14 protein-coding genes are annotated in these 16,983 nt (G+C 62.6%); 8 read left to right on the plus strand and 6 right to left on the minus strand.

Annotated elements, in window-relative coordinates; genetic code table 11:
• Window positions 1-5 precede the first annotated feature (5 nt).
• From ROS217_RS06590 to infB, 5 genes are all read left to right on the plus strand, one after another.
• Window positions 6-998: a P1 family peptidase gene (locus ROS217_RS06590; RefSeq protein WP_009816913.1), complete on the plus strand. Its 993-nt coding sequence runs from the start codon at window positions 6-8 to the stop codon at window positions 996-998.
• Between the two features lie 131 nt (window positions 999-1,129).
• The gene (gene rimP, locus ROS217_RS06595) at window positions 1,130-1,705 is read left to right on the plus strand and encodes a ribosome maturation factor RimP (RefSeq protein ID WP_009816914.1); all 576 of its coding nucleotides are present in this window, start codon (window positions 1,130-1,132) and stop codon (window positions 1,703-1,705) included.
• 4 nt (window positions 1,706-1,709) lie between these two features.
• Complete coding sequence (nusA, locus tag ROS217_RS06600) at window positions 1,710-3,329, plus strand: transcription termination factor NusA (RefSeq protein WP_009816915.1); 1,620 nt, start codon at window positions 1,710-1,712, stop codon at window positions 3,327-3,329.
• A gap of 23 nt (window positions 3,330-3,352) precedes the next feature.
• Window positions 3,353-3,976, plus strand: a complete 624-nt coding sequence (locus tag ROS217_RS06605) for an RNA-binding protein (protein ID WP_009816916.1) — start codon at window positions 3,353-3,355, stop codon at window positions 3,974-3,976.
• A 6-nt stretch (window positions 3,977-3,982) separates the two neighbouring features.
• Window positions 3,983-6,487, plus strand: a complete 2,505-nt coding sequence (gene infB, locus ROS217_RS06610) for a translation initiation factor IF-2 (RefSeq protein WP_009816917.1) — start codon at window positions 3,983-3,985, stop codon at window positions 6,485-6,487.
• Window positions 6,488-6,563: 76 nt separating this feature from the next.
• Here infB and ROS217_RS24325 read toward each other — a convergent pair whose 3' ends face one another.
• The 4 genes from ROS217_RS24325 to ROS217_RS06625 form a co-directional block, all read right to left on the minus strand.
• A complete protein-coding gene (locus ROS217_RS24325) occupies window positions 6,564-6,701 on the minus strand; it encodes a hypothetical protein (protein ID WP_085978787.1) in 138 nt (45 codons plus the stop codon).
• A gap of 182 nt (window positions 6,702-6,883) precedes the next feature.
• Window positions 6,884-7,282: an 8-oxo-dGTP diphosphatase MutT gene (gene mutT, locus ROS217_RS06615; protein ID WP_009816918.1), complete on the minus strand. Its 399-nt coding sequence runs from the start codon at window positions 7,280-7,282 to the stop codon at window positions 6,884-6,886.
• Window positions 7,279-8,508, minus strand: a complete 1,230-nt coding sequence (gene argJ, locus ROS217_RS06620; protein WP_009816919.1) for a bifunctional glutamate N-acetyltransferase/amino-acid acetyltransferase ArgJ — start codon at window positions 8,506-8,508, stop codon at window positions 7,279-7,281. Before argJ ends, mutT begins: the two co-directional genes overlap by 4 nt.
• Window positions 8,509-8,511: 3 nt before the next feature.
• Window positions 8,512-9,363, minus strand: coding sequence for a peptidylprolyl isomerase (locus ROS217_RS06625; protein ID WP_040651193.1), 852 nt, complete (start codon window positions 9,361-9,363; stop codon window positions 8,512-8,514).
• Window positions 9,364-9,554: 191 nt separating this feature from the next.
• Between ROS217_RS06625 and secA the strand changes: the two genes are divergently transcribed.
• From secA to ROS217_RS06640, 3 genes are all read left to right on the plus strand, one after another.
• A complete protein-coding gene (gene secA / locus ROS217_RS06630) occupies window positions 9,555-12,251 on the plus strand; it encodes a preprotein translocase subunit SecA (protein WP_009816921.1) in 2,697 nt (898 codons plus the stop codon).
• A gap of 94 nt (window positions 12,252-12,345) precedes the next feature.
• Window positions 12,346-13,320 (plus strand): hypothetical protein, encoded by a 975-nt coding sequence (locus ROS217_RS06635; RefSeq protein WP_009816922.1) that lies wholly within the window; start codon window positions 12,346-12,348, stop codon window positions 13,318-13,320.
• Window positions 13,321-13,345: 25 nt separating this feature from the next.
• Window positions 13,346-14,917 (plus strand): substrate-binding domain-containing protein, encoded by a 1,572-nt coding sequence (locus ROS217_RS06640; RefSeq protein ID WP_009816923.1) that lies wholly within the window; start codon window positions 13,346-13,348, stop codon window positions 14,915-14,917.
• 6 nt (window positions 14,918-14,923) lie between these two features.
• Here ROS217_RS06640 and radC read toward each other — a convergent pair whose 3' ends face one another.
• Entirely contained in the window at window positions 14,924-15,679 is a 756-nt protein-coding gene (gene radC / locus ROS217_RS06645; RefSeq protein ID WP_009816924.1) for a RadC family protein, read from the minus strand.
• A gap of 87 nt (window positions 15,680-15,766) precedes the next feature.
• Window positions 15,767-16,927 (minus strand): molecular chaperone DnaJ, encoded by a 1,161-nt coding sequence (dnaJ, locus tag ROS217_RS06650; protein ID WP_009816925.1) that lies wholly within the window; start codon window positions 16,925-16,927, stop codon window positions 15,767-15,769.
• Window positions 16,928-16,983: the final 56 nt, after the last annotated feature.

The following is a 16,983-nucleotide window of genomic DNA, read 5'->3' on the forward strand; positions in this document are numbered from 1 at the left end:
GCGGCATGGGGACGAAAATCGCTGCGCGAAATCTGATCACCGATGTGGCGGGGCTGCGCGTGGGCCATGCGCAGGATATGCGGCTGCGCTCGGGTGTGACGGTGCTGGTGGGCGATGCGCCCTTTACCGCGGGCGTGCATGTCATGGGCGGCGCGCCGGGCACGCGTGAGACGGACTTGTTGGCCCCCGACCGGGTGGTTGAACAGGTGGATGCGCTGGTGTTGTCTGGCGGATCGGCCTTTGGTCTGGATGCGGCATCCGGCGTGGCGGATGGGCTGCGCGACATGGGGCGCGGGTTTGCCGTGGGTGATGTGCGGGTGCCGATCGTACCGGGGGCGATTCTCTTTGATCTCTTGAACGGCGGGGATAAGGCGTGGCGCGAGAACCCCTATAAACCTCTGGGCCGGGCGGCGTTGGCGGTGGCGACACAAGACTTTGCGATCGGCAGCGTCGGGGCCGGAACCGGGGCGACCACGGCCAATCTGCGCGGCGGGCTGGGATCGGCCTCGGTGACCTTGCCGGGGGGCGTGACGGTGGGCGCGCTGGTTGCGGTCAATGCGCTGGGCTCTGCCACGGTGGGCGACGGGCCAGAGTTCTGGGCGGCGCCATTCGAGCGGAACGCAGAATTTGGCGGGCGGGGGGTGGCGCGGGCCTATCCCGATCCGGTGCTGGCGCCAACCAAGCTGGCGCAACATGGCAATACCACGATTGGAATTGTCGCCACCGACGCCACGCTCACTCAGGCGCAATGCACGCGGCTGGCCACGGCGGCGCAGGACGGGTTTGCGCGGGCCTTGGTGCCCTCGCATACCTTGATGGATGGGGATTTGATTTTTGCCGCAGCCATGGGCGCGCGGCCTGCGCCCGATCTGGCCGGACAGGTGATGCTGGGTCATGCTGCGGCATGCGTCATGGCGCGGGCAATTGCGCGGGCGGTGTATGCCGCGCAGTCGGTTTCGGGCGATGCGTTGCCGGCGTGGCGGGACAGATTCGGCTGAGGCGGAATCCCCCTTGCAGACTCAGGGAGAGGGGCGTATATGCCCCTCAACAGCGGCGCTTTCGGGTCCACTCGAATGCACCACCGGAGAGTGTAACGGGCCGCGCGCCCGTTTTTTTGTGCTTGGGAAAGATGACGAACGACCTGATTGCAAAAGCAGCGATTGATCGCCGGATGGCAGAGATCATCACCCCCGTGATCGAGGATCTCGGGTATGAGTTGGTGCGCGTGCGGTTGATGGGCGGGCAATACCACACCCTTCAGATCATGGCGGACAAGCCTGATGGCGGCATCGAGGTGGATGACTGCGCCGTGATCAGCACGGCAGTGAGCGCGGTGCTGGATGTCGAGGACCCGCTGGTCGAGGCCTATACGCTGGAAGTGTCGAGCCCCGGCATTGACCGGCCCCTGACGCGGCTCAAGGATTTCGAGGCCTTTGAGGGCTATGAGGCCAAGATCGAGACGACCGAGTTGATTGACGGGCGTCGCCGCTTCAAGGGTGTGCTGGCGGGCGTTGAGGGCACCGAGGTGCTGATCAATGTCGAGGAAGGCACGATCGGACTGGAATTTGACTGGCTGTCTGATGCCAAGCTGGTTCTGACGGATGAGTTGATCAAGGAAATGCTGCGGCAGCGCAAGGCGGCGGGCGTGATCAACGAAGAGCAATTTGACGAGATCGAAACCGAGAACGGTTCTGAGGAGGACTGACACGATGGCAATCACATCCGCCAACCAGCTGGAGCTGTTGCAGACCGCAGAAGCGGTCGCGCGCGAAAAGATGATCGACCCGGCACTGGTGGTCGAAGCGATGGAAGAGAGCCTCGCCCGCGCCGCCAAGAGCCGCTACGGCAGCGAGATGGATATCCGGGTGGAGATCGACCGCAAGACGGGCCGTGCCAAATTCACCCGCGTGCGGACCGTGGTCGCGGATGACGCGCTCGAGAATTATCAGGCCGAAATGACGGTCGAGCAGGCCAAGCAGTTTCTGGACGACCCCAAGGTCGGCGATGCCTTTGTCGAAGAAGTGCCGCCGGTGGAAATGGGCCGGATCGCCGCGCAGAGCGCCAAGCAGGTCATTCTGCAAAAGGTGCGCGAGGCCGAGCGGGATCGTCAGTTCGAAGAGTTCAAGGACCGCGTCGGCACGATCATCAACGGGGTGGTCAAGCGCGAGGAATATGGCAACGTCATCGTCGATGTGGGCCGGGGTGAAGCGATCCTGCGCCGCAACGAAAAGATCGGGCGCGAAGCCTATCGCCCCAATGACCGCGTGCGTTGCTACATCAAGGATGTGCGCCGCGAACAGCGCGGGCCGCAGATCTTCCTCAGCCGCACAGATCCGCAGTTCATGGCCGAACTGTTCAAGATGGAAGTGCCCGAGATTTACGACGGTATCATCGAGATCAAGGCCGTGGCGCGCGATCCGGGCAGCCGGGCCAAGATTGCCGTGATCAGCTATGACAGTTCGATTGATCCGGTCGGTGCCTGCGTCGGTATGCGCGGCAGCCGGGTTCAGGCGGTGGTCAACGAATTGCAGGGTGAAAAGATCGACATCATCCCGTGGAACGAGGATCAGGCGACCTTCCTTGTCAACGCGCTCCAGCCGGCCGAGGTCAGCAAGGTGGTGATCGACGAGGACGCGCAGCGCATCGAAGTTGTGGTGCCGGAAGAGCAGCTGAGCCTTGCCATTGGGCGTCGTGGTCAGAACGTGCGTCTGGCCAGCCAATTGACCGGGCTTGATATCGACATCATGACCGAGGCCGAAGATAGCGAGCGCCGTCAGAAGGAATTCGAAGAGCGCACCAAGCTGTTTGTCGATACGCTCGATCTGGACGAGTTCTTTGCGCAGTTGCTGGTCTCTGAAGGGTTCACCAACCTCGAAGAGGTGGCCTATGTCGATCTCGACGAACTGCTCGTGATCGACGGCGTTGACGAGGACACCGCGGCAGAGCTTCAGGCGCGGGCGCGTGATGTGATCGAGGCGCAAACCAAGGCGGCACTGGACAAGGCGCGCGAACTGGGTGTCGAGGACAGCCTGATTGCGTTCGAGGGTCTGACCCCGCAGATGGTGCTGGCGCTGGCCGAGGACGATGTGAAATCGCTCGAGGATTTCGCCACCTGCGCCGATTGGGAACTGGCTGGCGGCTGGACCACGGTCAAGGGCGAGCGCGTCAAGGACGAGGGTATTCTGGAGAAATTTGACGTCTCGCTGGAAGAGGCGCAACATATGGTGATGACCGCCCGCGTGATGCTGGGCTGGGTCGATCCGACCGAACTCGAAACCGATGCCGACGACAGCGAGATCGACGGCGATGACGAGGAGGCCGAGGCCTGATCCTTCAGGCCTTGGAGCACAGGATGGGGCGCGGTGGTGAACCCAAAGACCGGAGCGACGGTCCCGAGCGTAAATGCATCGCCACAGGCGAGGTGCAGCCAAAACACGGGCTTATCCGCTTTGTGATCGGCCCCGAGGGGCAGATTGCCCCGGATCTGGCGGAAAAGCTGCCGGGGCGTGGCATATGGGTCGCCGCGGATCGGGCGGCCTTGGACAAGGCGGCAACCAAGGGTCTGTTTGCCCGCGCCGCCAAGCAGCCTGTGCAGGTGCCCGAAGGTCTGACTGATAAGGTCGAGGCCCTCTTGGTGCGGAGGGTGATCGACCTCATCAGCCTCGCCCGCAAGGGCGGGCGCGCGGTGTCGGGATATGAGAAGGTCAAGGACATGCTCATGCGCGAGGATGCGCGTGTTCTTATTCAGGCCAGCGATGGCTCTGAACGCGGAAAATCAAAGCTGAGCACGCCGCATGGCGGCTCATTCATCGGGTGGCTGACAGCGGATGAGCTGGGCCAGGCCTTTGGTCGACAAACCACAATCCACGCGGCACTGGGTGCTGGAGGTTTGTTGCAACGTGTTGTAGAGGAGGCGGCAAGACTGAAAGGTCTGCGCGTCTCGGACGGCGAGACAGCGCGCCGGAAAGGAAAGTAGAAGACTATGAGCGACAACGACGGAAAAAAACCATTGGGTGTGCGTGGCGCGGGTTCCCGGCCGGGGAACGTGAAGCAGAGCTTCAGCCATGGCCGGACCAAGAACGTCGTGGTGGAAACCAAGCGCAAGCGCGTCGTCGTGCCCAAGCCCACCGCCGCCGCGACCGGCGCTGCCGGGACTGGAACGTCTTCGGGTATCACCAGCGCGTCCAAGCGCCCGGCCGGGATCTCTGATGCAGAGCTGGAGCGCCGGATGCGCGCGCTCGCCGCAGCCAGAGCGCGCGAGACCGAGGATGCAGCACAGCGCGAAGCCGATGAAAAGGCCCGCGAAGAAGAGCGTATGCGCCGCCGCGAAGAGGCCGAGGCCAAAGAGCGCGAGCAGCGCGAGGCCGAGGAAAAGGCCCGCGCCAAGGTCGAGGAAGACGAACGCCAGAAGCGTGCGACCGAGCAAGCCGCTCTCAAGGCGGCGGCATCGGCGGCAGAGCCGGATGCAGTGCCTGCTGCGGCTCCGTCTCGGGCGCCCGCCTCCAAGGTGACCCCCGTTGCGCGCAAGCGTGAGGAAGACGATCAGCAATCCCGCCGGGGCAAGGCGCGTGGCACGGATGATGCACGCCGGTCCGGCAAGCTGACGCTCAATCAGGCCCTGTCTGGTGGCGAAGGCGGTCGCCAGAAATCCATGGCCGCGATGAAGCGCAAGCAAGAGCGCGCGCGGCAAAAGGCAATGGGCGGCTTGCAAGAGCGCGAAAAGATCGTGCGCGACGTGCAACTGCCCGAAGTGATCATGGTTTCGGAACTCGCCAACCGGATGGCCGAGCGCGTGGGCGATGTCGTCAAGGCGCTGATGCAAAGCGGCATGATGGTCACGCAGAACCAGTCGATTGATGCCGATACCGCAGAGTTGATCATCGAGGAATTCGGGCACCGTGTGGTGCGCGTGAGCGACTCGGACGTCGAGGATGTGATTGATCAGGTCGATGACAAGCCCGAGGATATGATCTCGCGCCCGCCGGTCGTCACCATCATGGGCCATGTCGACCACGGCAAGACGTCGCTTCTGGATGCGATCCGCGATGCCAAGGTTGTCGCCGGCGAGGCCGGGGGGATCACGCAGCATATCGGGGCCTATCAGGTCAAGACCGACAGCGGCGCGATGCTGACCTTCCTCGACACGCCCGGTCACGCGGCCTTTACCAGCATGCGGGCCCGTGGCGCGCAGGTGACGGATATCGTGGTTCTGGTCGTGGCGGCCGATGATGCGGTGATGCCGCAAACCATCGAGGCCATCAACCACGCCAAGGCGGCCAAGGTGCCGATGATCGTGGCGATCAACAAGATTGACAAATACGAGGCCAATCCGCAGAAAGTGCGGACCGATCTCTTGCAGCATGAAGTGATTGTCGAACAGATGTCCGGCGATGTTCAGGATGTCGAGGTTTCGGCCGTCACCGGACAAGGTCTGGATGAGCTGTTGGAGGCGATCGCCCTTCAGGCCGAGATTCTCGAACTCAAGGCCAACCCGAACCGGGCGGCTGAGGGTGCGGTGATCGAGGCGCAGTTGGATGTGGGCCGCGGTCCGGTCGCAACCGTGCTGGTCAAGAAGGGGACGCTGCGTCAGGGCGATATCTTTGTCGTGGGCGAGCAGTATGGCAAGGTGCGGGCGCTGATCAACGACCGCGGCGAGCGGATCAAGGAAGCGGGTCCGTCGGTGCCGGTTGAGGTTCTGGGTCTGAATGGGACCCCCGAAGCGGGCGACGTTCTGAACGTGGTCGAGACCGAGGCGCAGGCGCGCGAGATCGCGGAATACCGCGAGAGCGCGTCAAAAGAAAAGCGCGCCGCTGCCGGGGCTGGCACCACGCTGGAGCAGCTATTGGCCAAGGCCAAGGAAGACGAGAACGTCAAGGAGATGCCGATCGTCGTCAAGGCGGACGTGCAAGGCTCTGCCGAAGCGATTGTTCAGGCGATGGAGAAGATCGGCAACGACGAGGTGCGCGTGCGCGTGCTTCATTCGGGTGTGGGCGCCATCACTGAATCCGATATCGGTCTGGCCGAGGCGTCCGGCGCGCCGGTGTTCGGCTTTAACGTGCGGGCCAATGCGCCGGCACGCAACAGCGCCAACCAAAAGGGTGTGGAGATCCGGTATTACTCGGTGATCTACGATCTGGTCGACGATGTGAAAGCCGCCGCAAGCGGTCTCTTGGGCAATGAAATTCGCGAGAAGTTCATCGGCTACGCCAAGATCAAGGAAGTCTTCAAGGTGACTGGCATTGGTCGCGTGGCTGGCTGTCTGGTGACCGAAGGCGTTGCACGGCGGTCTGCCGGTGTGCGTCTGTTGCGCGACGATGTCGTGGTCCATGAGGGCACGCTCAAGACGCTCAAGCGGTTCAAGGACGACGTCAACGAGGTGCAGTCCGGTCAGGAATGCGGTATGGCGTTCGAGAACTATGACGATATTCGCCCCGATGATGTCATCGAGATCTTTGAGCGCGAAGAAGTGGTGCGCACACTGGCGTAAGTCAGGTGTTCAGGATGAACCAATGAAAAGGGCGGCCGAATGGGCTGCCCTTTTTCATAGGTCTGTCGATGGTGGCTCAGGCGGCGCGGGAGTCGACCGGGCGGCCGGAATAGAGCCGGTTCCCAACCCTGACCTGCATCAGGCCATTGCTCAGCAGCCGAACGAATATTCCCTGAATTGAGACGCAAGAGCCTAATTGAACGGTGCGCAGCATGTCATTCCCCCGAATGTGACAACTCCGTAAAGATGCTTTGATTATTTCCATATCTAGTAAAAAAGAAACAAACATTTCCATAAATTGTGCATTTTCTTGCGCTGGCCCGAAATACTATTTGTTTTCATAGGAAATAGTTGACGACTCAAATTTCATGACACCTGTTTCCGGTGCGAATCACGTCACAGCCAGTCCCGCAGGATGGGAATCAGGGGAATATCGGCGGGGGGCATGGGGTAGGACCGCAGGTCCGCCGCGCGCACCCATTTGAGCGCCTGACCCTCGCGCCCCTGCACGATTCCCTCCCATTTACGACAGGCAAAGAGCGGCATCAGCAGGTGAAACTCAGGATAGGTATGGCTGGCAAAGGTCAGAGGCGCCAGGCAACTGGCCCAGGTGTTGATCCCCAACTCCTCGTCAAGTTCGCGGATCAGCGCCACCTCTGGCGTCTCGCCCGGCTCAACCTTGCCGCCGGGAAACTCCCAGAGACCGGCCATGGATTTGCCGTCCGGTCTCTGGGTCAACAGAATGCGGCCATCCACGTCAATCAGGGCGACCGCCGACACCAGAACGGTTTTCACGAGCGGTAATCCGCGTTGATGTCGATATAGCCATGCGTGAGATCGCAGGTCCAGACGCGCGCCGTGCCGCCGCCAAGGCCCAGATCGACGTGAATGACGATGTCTTGCTGCTTCATATAGGTGGCGGCGGCGGCCTCGTCATAGCTGGGGCTGACAAAGCCGTCCTTGGCCACCTGCATGGTGCCAAACCAGATCGCCAGCAGATCGCGGTCCGCACGTGCGCCGGATTTCCCGATGGCCATGACGACACGCCCCCAATTGGGGTCTTCGCCCGCGATGGCCGTCTTGATCAGCGGCGAATTGGCGATGGCCTTGGCGTGGATATGCGCCTCAGCGTCCGAGGCGGCGCCGGTGACGGAAATTTCAACAAATTTCGTCGCCCCTTCACCATCGCGCACCACCTGATGCGCCAGGTCGAGCATGACGCGGCGCAGCCCTTCCATGAAGCCCATGCTGTTCTCGGTCACGCGGATGCCCGAGGCACCCGTCGCCGCCACAAGCAGCGTGTCAGAGGTCGAGGTGTCACTATCGACCGTGATGCAGTTAAAGGTCGTGCGATTGAGCGCGCTGACCATGTCCTGCAAGATGTCCTGATCTATGGCCGCATCGGTAAAGATATAGACCAGCATCGTCGCCATATCGGGGGCGATCATGCCAGACCCCTTGGCGATGCCCGCGATATGCACGGCCTGCCCGTCGATCATCACGATTTCTGAGGCCCCTTTGGCAAAGGTATCGGTGGTCATGATGGCGCGGGCTGCGGTCTCTATCGCATGGGGTGAGAGGGCCGCAGCCAGATCATCGAGTTTGTCGATGATGCGCTCATGCGGCAGCGGCTCTCCGATCACGCCGGTCGAGGAGGAAAAGACGCGGGTGGCGGGCATGCCCAGCGTCTTGGCCGCCGCCTCGGTGATGGCCTGCACCGAGGAAGCTCCGCGCCGCCCGGTAAAGGCATTGGCATTGCCCGAGTTGACCACGATGGCGGCACCGGGAGTCGGATCGCCGCCGATCTTGTCCTGACAATCAAGCACCGCCGCAGAGCGGGTAGCAGAGCGGGTAAAGGCCCCCGCCATCGCAGTGCCGGGTGCCAAGCTGACCAAGAGCACATCGGTGCGATTCTGATAGCGCACCCCGGCCTCGGTGGTGGCAAAGCTGACGCCGCCAATCACCGGCAGCGCGGGAAATCCCGCCGGGGCAAGCGGGGATAGCGGCGGTTTGGCACCCATGGCTCAGTTCTCCAGCAAGTCGGTTTGGTTGATCACGGCCGGGTCCATGGCGCTACTGTCGGAGCGCACAATCTCGGTTGCGGCCTCGCGTTCGGTCATGAAGGCATTGAATGCGTCGCGGCGCAGGGTGTTCGCCAAATCCTCGCGCACCGCATCGAGCGTTGGGCGTTCCTTGACGCGAGTCTCGTTGAGTTGGATCACATGCCAGCCGAATTGCGTCTGCAACGGGGCGGAAACGTCTCCGACCTCGAGGGCTGCAACCGCCGCAAAGAACTCTGGCACCATCACGCCATCACCGAACCAGCCCAGATCGCCGCCCGAGGGGCCGGACGGGCCGGTGGAATGCTCTTGCGCGAGTGCTGCGAAATTTGCGCCGCCTTCCAACTCCGCCACCAGCTTTTGCGCCTCTTCTTCGGTCTCGACGAGGATATGCGCGGCCTTGTATTCGGTCTGATCCTCTTGCCCCGCATATTGCGCGTCATAGGCGGCTTGCAGGCGCTCTTCGGTCATGTCGGCGTTGACCACACCTTCGGCCACATCGGCGGCCAGCACGGCGCGGCGCTCGTTCTCGAGCCGGAGAGCGGCGGCGCGGGACACCTCGCCGTCATGTGCCTGCACCAGCAATTCCTGCTGGATGAGCTGTTCGAGCACGCCGCTGAACAACGCATCGGGGGGTGTCTGATCAAATTGCTCTGGCAGGGCCGCACGCACCGCCAGCATATGCCCAAGGGTGATGTCGGTGCCGCCAACGGTGGCCATCACCGTTTCGGGGCTGGGGGTATCCTGGGCTGTGGCGGGAGAGGTGAGGGCCAGTCCGGTGACCAGTATGGTGGTGGAAAAGAGGGTGCGGAGCATGAAATCATCCTTTGGTGTGGTGCGCAGGGCGCGGGTGCGCGGGTGCGCAGCGTTGACACTCAACCGGCTGGCCCTTACATCGCCTTGAGACCAAGGCAGAACCGCCGTCTTGCGCCCGTTTTAGGGTGGTGCGGCAAGAGGGGCAAGCGGTTGCCTGTCACGGATAGTCAAAACACCGGAACGGATAGAACATGTTGGGTATTGGAACGGTCGCCAAAAAGATCTTCGGCACCCCGAATGACCGCAAGATCAAGGCGACACGGCCGCTGATCGCAAAGATCAACGCGCTGGAACCCGAATATCAGGCGCTGAGCGATCAGGCGCTGATTGACAAGACCGCAGAATTCCGCAGCCGTATCGCCGGGGGCGAGACCCTTGATGCGATCCTGCCAGAAGCCTTTGCCAATTGCCGCGAGGGTGCGCGCCGGGCCTTGGGGCTGCGCGCGTTCGATGTTCAGCTCAAGGGCGGGATATTCCTGCATCAGGGCAACATTGCCGAAATGAAGACCGGCGAGGGCAAGACGCTGGTCGCGACCTTTCCCGCCTATCTCAACGCGCTGTCGGGCAAGGGCGTGCATATCGTCACGGTCAACGACTATCTGGCAAAGCGCGATGCCGAATGGATGGGCAAGGTGTTTGCCGCGCTCGGCATGACGACCGGCGTGGTCTATCCCCAGCAACCCGAGTCCGAGAAAAAGGCGGCCTATGCCGCCGACGTGACCTATGCCACCAACAACGAACTTGGCTTTGATTATCTGCGCGACAACATGAAATCCTCGCTCGAGGACATGAACCAGCGCGGGCATAATTTCGCCGTGGTCGACGAGGTGGACAGTATCCTGATCGACGAGGCGCGCACGCCTTTGATCATCTCGGGTCCAAGTCAGGATCGCAGCGGTCTCTATCAGTCGATCAACACGCTGATCCAGGAAGTGCAGGACGATCATTACAAGCTGGATGAGAAGACCCGCAACGTCACCTTTACCGACGAGGGCAACGAGTTTCTCGAAAACCTGCTCAGTGTGCGCGGCGTGCTGCCCGAGGGGCAATCGCTCTATGATCCCGAGAGCACGACCATCGTGCACCACGTCAATCAGGCGCTGCGCGCACACAAGCTTTTTACCAAGGACAAGGATTACATCGTCCGAGGCGGCGATGTCGTTCTGATCGACGAATTCACCGGGCGAATGATGGCCGGGCGGCGTCTGTCGGACGGATTGCATCAGGCAATCGAGGCCAAGGAAGGCTGCACTATTCAGCCCGAGAACGTGACCTTGGCGCAGGTGACATTCCAGAACTATTTCCGCCTTTATGAGCGGCTGTCGGGCATGACCGGCACCGCGCTGACCGAGGCCGAGGAATTTGGCGAGATTTACGGGCTGGGTGTGGTCGAAGTGCCGACCAACCGCCCCATCGCACGGATCGACAAGGATGACGCGGTTTACCGCACCGCGCGCGAGAAATACGACGCGATTGTCGAGGCCATTCGCACGGCCTCTGAAAAGGGGCAGCCGACACTGGTGGGCACCACCTCGATCGAGAAATCCGAGAACCTGAGCAAATTGCTGACTGAGGCGGGAATTGCCCATAACGTGCTCAACGCCCGTCAGCATGAGAAAGAGGCGCAGATCGTTGCAGATGCCGGCAAGCTGGGGGCGGTGACAATCGCCACCAACATGGCCGGGCGCGGCACCGACATCAAGCTGGGCGGCAATGTCGAGTTCAAGATCATGGAGGCCATCGCCGCCGATCCCGAGGCCGACCCCGAAGAGATCCGCACGCGGATCGAATCCGAACATGCCGCCGATGAAGAGGCGGTCAAGGCCGCTGGCGGGCTCTTCGTTCTGGCCACCGAGCGGCACGAGAGCCGCCGCATCGACAATCAGCTGCGCGGCCGCTCTGGCCGTCAGGGCGATCCGGGCAAATCCGCCTTCTTCCTCAGCCTTGAGGATGATCTGATGCGGATTTTCGGATCCGAGCGGCTGGAAAAGGTGTTGGCGACGCTGGGCATGAAGGAAGGCGAGGCGATCATTCACCCTTGGGTGAACAAATCGCTGGAGCGCGCACAGGCCAAGGTCGAGGGGCGCAATTTTGACATCCGCAAGCAGCTCTTGAAGTTCGACGACGTGATGAACGAGCAGCGCAAGGTGATCTTCAAGCAGCGGCTCGACATCATGAAGGCCGCCGATCTGAGCGAGATCATCAAGGATATGCGCGGCGAGGTGATCGACGATCTGGTCGATCAGTACATGCCGCCCAAGACCTATGCCGATCAGTGGGATACCCACGGGCTCTATGCGGCGGTGATCGAAAAACTCAGCATGGATCTGCCGGTGATCGACTGGGCCGCCGAAGAAGGCGTGGACGACGAAGAGATCGTCGAGCGGCTGGAAAAGGCCGCCGATGAGATGATGGCGGCCAAGGCGGCGCAATTTGGCCCCGAGAGCATGCGGATGATCGAAAAGCAGGTGCTCTTGCAGACCATCGACGGCAAGTGGCGCGAGCATCTCTTGACGCTGGAACATCTGCGCAGCGTTGTCGGCTTTCGCGGGTATGCGCAGCGCGATCCGCTGAATGAATACAAGAACGAGGCGTTCCAACTGTTCGAAAACATGCTCGACAGCCTGCGCATGGATGTGACCCAAAAGCTGGCGCAGATCCGTCCCATGACCGAGGGTGAACAGCAGCAGTTGATGCAGGAAATGGCGGAACAGCGCGCGGCGATGATGGCGGCGGCAGACACCGGCGAGCCTGCGGAAGTCAACGAGAGCGCCGCCTCCGGCTTTGATGAAGCTGACCCTGCGACATGGGGCAATCCGGGGCGCAACGATCCCTGCCCCTGTGGATCGGGCAAGAAATTCAAGCATTGTCACGGGCGGCTGGCCTAGGCCGCCCGCCCGATTGCCACCTATTCCCTGCCATACCGGGGCCATTTTTCAGCGTTACCTCTTCCGAGACAATTGGTGTGTCAGGGAGAACGGTATGTCCAAGGTCCGACGTTACATCACCGCAGGCGGAACGCTCGCCTGTGCGCTGGGGATCGGGTATTTCATGCAGGCGGGCGCGCAGGTTCCTGCGCAGAACGCTGCGATGATCCCCACCTCGGGTCTCGAGACTCCGGTTGAAATCACCCAGATCGAGCTGACTTCGGCAGAGGCGGTGCCACCGATGACCGCGCCAGAGCCTGTGGCCCTGCCCGCAGCCCCTGTGACGCTTGTGGTGGCTCAGGATGCGCCATTGACCGACGCGCTACCCGAGGAAGAGGCCGTGCCAAGTTTCGCCTGCGACTACAGCATGCAGGCGCGCGCCTTGGCCGCCGCGATGGTCGAGGTGACGTTGAGCGCACCCTGTCAGCCCAACACCGGGTTCACCCTGCACCACAATGGTATGATGTTCACGGCTGTGACCGATGATCAGGGCCAGAGCACGCTCAACGTGCCGGCCTTGGCCGAGTCAGCGGTGTTCATCGCGGCCTTCGAGGACGGTCAGGGCGCGCTTGCCAGTGTGTCAGTGGATACGCTGGCGCTCTATGATCGCTATGTCGTGCAATGGCGCGGCGGTGCGGCGCTGCATGTGCATGCGCTGGAGTATGGCGCAGAGTTCGGCGCGGCGGGTCATGTCTGGGCGCAGGCCGAACAGGACATGACGCGCGCGGCCTCGGGCGATGGCGGCTTTCTGACCCAACTGGGCGAGCGGGATATGGATCAGGCGCTGCACGCCGAGGTCTATACCTTTCCGACCGGCACGGCGGCACGCGACGGCGCGGTACAGGTGCAGGTCGAGGCCGAGGTGACCGCCGGGAATTGCGGGCGCGATCTTGAGGCGCAATCCATCGCAACTGGTGAGACCGGGCTTGAAGTGCAGGATATTGTGCTCGCGATGCCCGATTGTGAGGGGGTCGGTGACTTTCTTGTGTTGAAAAACCTGTTCAATGACCTGAAGATCGCCTCCAACTAAGGCAAGGACTTGCAGGGGGCGAGTGATGACAAAGATGCGTGCGGCGATCCTCGCCGCACTTTCATTTATAATGGCATTTGTGATGGTTCCGGGCCGCGCTTTGGCGCAGGATGTCACGCTGCGGTCGCATGATGGCTCGGTCGAGATTTCCGGCAATTTGCTGGGCTTCGACGGAGAGTTCTACCGCGTTGACACGATTTACGGTGAATTGACGGTCGATGGGTCGGGCGTCGGCTGCGAGGGGCCGGGGTGTCCGGATCTGGAACATTACGTCGCGCGGCTGGTTTTTTCCGGCGCGCCGACGATTGGCCGGGTGCTGATGCCCGCGCTGATCGAGGCCTTTGCCATTCGTGGTGACTACGATGTCACACGCGAGGATCTGAGCGCGCAGGAGGTGCGTTTCGCGCTGCATCAGGGGGCGACGGGCGTTCTGATCGGCGAGTTCCTCTTTCGCATGACCAATACAGATGAGGGTTTTGCCGATCTTTTGACGGATGAGGCTGATATCGCCATGACGCTGCGCGAGGCGCGGCAGGACGAGATCACGCGCGCGCGAGAGGCGGGATTGGGCAATCTGACGGCGCAGGGGCAGGTGCGGGTGCTGGCGCTCGATGCGCTGATTCCGGTCGTGGCCCCCAGCAATCCGGTGCAGGGCATCAGCCTGCGTCAACTGGCACGGGTATTGTCGGGCGAGATCACCAATTGGGCCGATCTGGGCGGGCCGGATGCGCCGATTGACGTGCATCTGTGGGATGCGGCCACCGGCATCGGGCAGGCCAGTGTGGATCAGGTGTTGCGCCCCGAAGGCCGGCAAATTCTGGACCGGGCGATGCGCCATGCCGATGGCGCGGCCTTTGCCGAGGTGGTGTCGCGGGATCCCTTCGCGCTTGGGCTGACGACGCGCTCGGAACAGGGCAACACCTGGGAACTGGCGCTGACGGGTGACTGCGGTTTTGCCCTCAACGCCACGCGCCGCGCGGTCAAGACCGAGGATTATCCTCTGACTGCGCCGCTCTTTATCTATCTGCCGGCGCGGCGACTGCCCAAGCTGGGGCGTGAATTCATGACCTATCTGCGCGACCCCTCGGCACAGTTGGTGATCCGGCGCGCCGGTTTCGTGGATCAAACCCCCGAGGAAATAGAGATCAACGCCCAAGGCGACCGGTTTGCCAATGCGATTGCGCAGGCGGGCGCGGAATTGGGGCTGGACGAGTTGCAGCGCATGGTGCGGGTTCTGGGACCGCTCAAGCGGCTGACCACGACCTTTCGATTCGAGGCCGGATCAGTGCGGCTTGATGCGCAATCACGCTCGAACGCCGAGCAATTGGCGCGGGCGATGGAACTGGGGCATTACGATGCACGGCGGCTTGTCTTTGTCGGCTTTTCCGATGGCGACGGACCAGCGGGCACCAACCGAGACATCGCCCTGCGCCGCGCCGAGACCGTGCGGCGCGCTGTGGTGCGCGCGGCCGAGACCGCCAATCTGGAGCGGATCAAGCTCGAGCTAGAGGCCTTTGGCGAGGCGATGCCGATGGCCTGCGACGACACCGCCTGGGGGCGGCAGGTGAACCGGCGCGTCGAGGTTTGGGTGCGCTGACCCGGCTCAGAGATAGCCTGCGGACCGAAAGCTGACCTCAGCGGATTTGCCGATCACGATATGATCATGCAGCGCGAGGCCGAGCGCCTCTGCGGCGGTCTGAAGCTGTCGCGTCATGTCGATATCGGCGGCCGAGGGTGTGGGATCGCCCGAGGGGTGGTTATGCGCCAGAATGAGCGCGCTGGCATTCAGTTGCAGGGCGCGTTTGACCACCTCTCGCGGATAGACGGGCACGTGATCTACGGTGCCGCGCGCCTGTTCCTCATCCGCGATGAGGATATTCTTGCGGTCGAGGTAAAAGACGCGGAACTGTTCGATCTCGGCATGGGCCATGGTGGTGTGGCAATAGTCGAGTAGCGCGTCCCAAGAGGACAGCACCTGACGCCGCAGCACACGGGCGCGGGCCAGACGATGCGCTGCCGCCTCAACGATCTTGAGCTCTACCGCCACCGCCTCGCCAATGCCGGACAGGGCAGTCAGCCGCTCCAGCGGGGCCGAGATGACCCCGTTGAAATCGCCGAACTGGCTGAGCAGCGCATGTGCGAGCGGTTTCACATCGCGGCGCGGGATTGCGCGAAAGAGCACAAGTTCCAGAAGCTCGTAATCCGGCATCGCGGCCGCGCCCCCATGCAGGAACCGGCTGCGCAACCGCGTGCGATGATCGCGGATGTAAGAGGGCAGTTTCTCAGGCGCGGTCGCCTCTGCCGCGTCGCAGGCAAAGAGGGGCAGGGGCATGTCGGAAAAGGCACGGGCTTTGCTCATGCGCCCAGCTTGCCGCAAGAGCCTTAGCAAGTGGTTAACGCGCGCGGGACAAATGTAAAAACCCGGCCTGCTCGGGCCGGGTTTGACTTAGCTCTTCATCGAATCCCAAAAACTCCGGACCGAAGAGAAAAAGCTCTTGCTCTCGGGGTTGTTATCCTCGCTCAGCGCCTCGAACTCACGCAACAACTCGGTCTGGCGCGCGGTGAGGTTGACCGGCGTTTCCACCGCCATCTCGATGAACATGTCACCATGCGTGCCGCCGCGCAGGGCGGGCATGCCCTTGGCGCGCAGACGCATCTGACGGCCCGATTGCGAGCCCGGCGGGATTTTGACACGGCTGCGACCGCCGTCGATGGTCGGCACCTCGATATCGCCGCCAAGGGCCGCCTTGGTCATCGAGACCGGCACGCGGCAAAAGAGGTTGGTGTCGTCACGCTCAAAGAGGTCATGCTTGGCCACGTCGATGAAGATATAGAGATCTCCCGCTGGACCGCCCCGCATGCCCGCCTCACCCTCACCGGCAAGCCGGATACGCGTGCCGGTTTCCACCCCCGCCGGGATGTTGACCGAGAGCGCGCGATCCTTTTGGACGCGGCCCTGACCCTGACAGACCTTGCAGGGATTCTTGATGATCTGACCCAGACCGCCGCAGGTGGGACACGTCCGCTCGACGGTAAAGAAACCCTGCTGCGCGCGCACCTTGCCCATGCCCGAGCAGGTCGGGCAGGTGGTCGGCTGTGCGCCGCCCTCGGCCCCGGACCCCTCGCAGGCGTCACAGGGGACTGCAGAGGGCACCTTGATGGTCTTTTGCAGGCCGGAATAGGCCTCTTCCAGCGTCACGCGCAGGTTATAGCGCAGGTCGGCGCCGCGGGCCGCGCGTTGCCGCCCGCCGCCGCGCCCACCGCCGCCCATGAAATCGCCAAAGAGGTCGTCGAACACATCCGAGAAGGCAGAGGCGAAATCGCCCTGCCCCGCCCCGCCAGCATAGCCACCGGGGCGCGCGCCGCCATTGCCCATTCCGCCCTCAAAGGCGGCATGGCCAAAGCGGTCATAGGCCGCTTTCTTCTCGGCGTCCTTGAGAACGTCATAGGCCTCACCGGCCTCTTTGAACTGGCGTTCGGAGTCGGGGTTGTCGGAATTGCGGTCGGGGTGAAGTTCCTTGGCCTTTTTGCGGTAGGCCTTTTTGATATCATCGGCCGAGGCGCCCTTGGACAACCCGAGCACTTCGTAATAGTCACGTTTGGCCATCGGGGATCTCCTTGGTATGACCCTTCAAGGGCCGGTCGACATCTCTGCCAAACCGG

The sequence above is a fragment of the Roseovarius sp. 217 genome, assembly GCF_000152845.1.
In the GTDB taxonomy this organism is placed as follows: domain Bacteria; phylum Pseudomonadota; class Alphaproteobacteria; order Rhodobacterales; family Rhodobacteraceae; genus Roseovarius.

Bases quoted from the DNA above. Each gene is read 5' to 3' on its own strand.
- ROS217_RS06605 (WP_009816916.1), top strand. From the start codon at position 3,353: ATGGGGCGCGGTGGTGAACCCAAAGACCGGAGCGACGGTCCCGAGCGT.
- ROS217_RS06635 (WP_009816922.1), top strand. From the start codon at position 12,346: ATGTCCAAGGTCCGACGTTACATCACCGCAGGCGGAACGCTCGCCTGT.
- ROS217_RS24325 (WP_085978787.1), bottom strand. From the start codon at position 6,701: ATGCTGCGCACCGTTCAATTAGGCTCTTGCGTCTCAATTCAGGGAATA.
- secA (WP_009816921.1), top strand. From the start codon at position 9,555: ATGTTGGGTATTGGAACGGTCGCCAAAAAGATCTTCGGCACCCCGAAT.
- ROS217_RS06590 (WP_009816913.1), top strand. From the start codon at position 6: ATGGGGACGAAAATCGCTGCGCGAAATCTGATCACCGATGTGGCGGGG.
- ROS217_RS06625 (WP_040651193.1), bottom strand. From the start codon at position 9,363: ATGCTCCGCACCCTCTTTTCCACCACCATACTGGTCACCGGACTGGCC.
- dnaJ (WP_009816925.1), bottom strand. From the start codon at position 16,927: ATGGCCAAACGTGACTATTACGAAGTGCTCGGGTTGTCCAAGGGCGCC.
- infB (WP_009816917.1), top strand. From the start codon at position 3,983: ATGAGCGACAACGACGGAAAAAAACCATTGGGTGTGCGTGGCGCGGGT.
- argJ (WP_009816919.1), bottom strand. From the start codon at position 8,508: ATGGGTGCCAAACCGCCGCTATCCCCGCTTGCCCCGGCGGGATTTCCC.
- ROS217_RS06640 (WP_009816923.1), top strand. From the start codon at position 13,346: ATGACAAAGATGCGTGCGGCGATCCTCGCCGCACTTTCATTTATAATG.
- rimP (WP_009816914.1), top strand. From the start codon at position 1,130: ATGACGAACGACCTGATTGCAAAAGCAGCGATTGATCGCCGGATGGCA.
- radC (WP_009816924.1), bottom strand. From the start codon at position 15,679: ATGAGCAAAGCCCGTGCCTTTTCCGACATGCCCCTGCCCCTCTTTGCC.
- nusA (WP_009816915.1), top strand. From the start codon at position 1,710: ATGGCAATCACATCCGCCAACCAGCTGGAGCTGTTGCAGACCGCAGAA.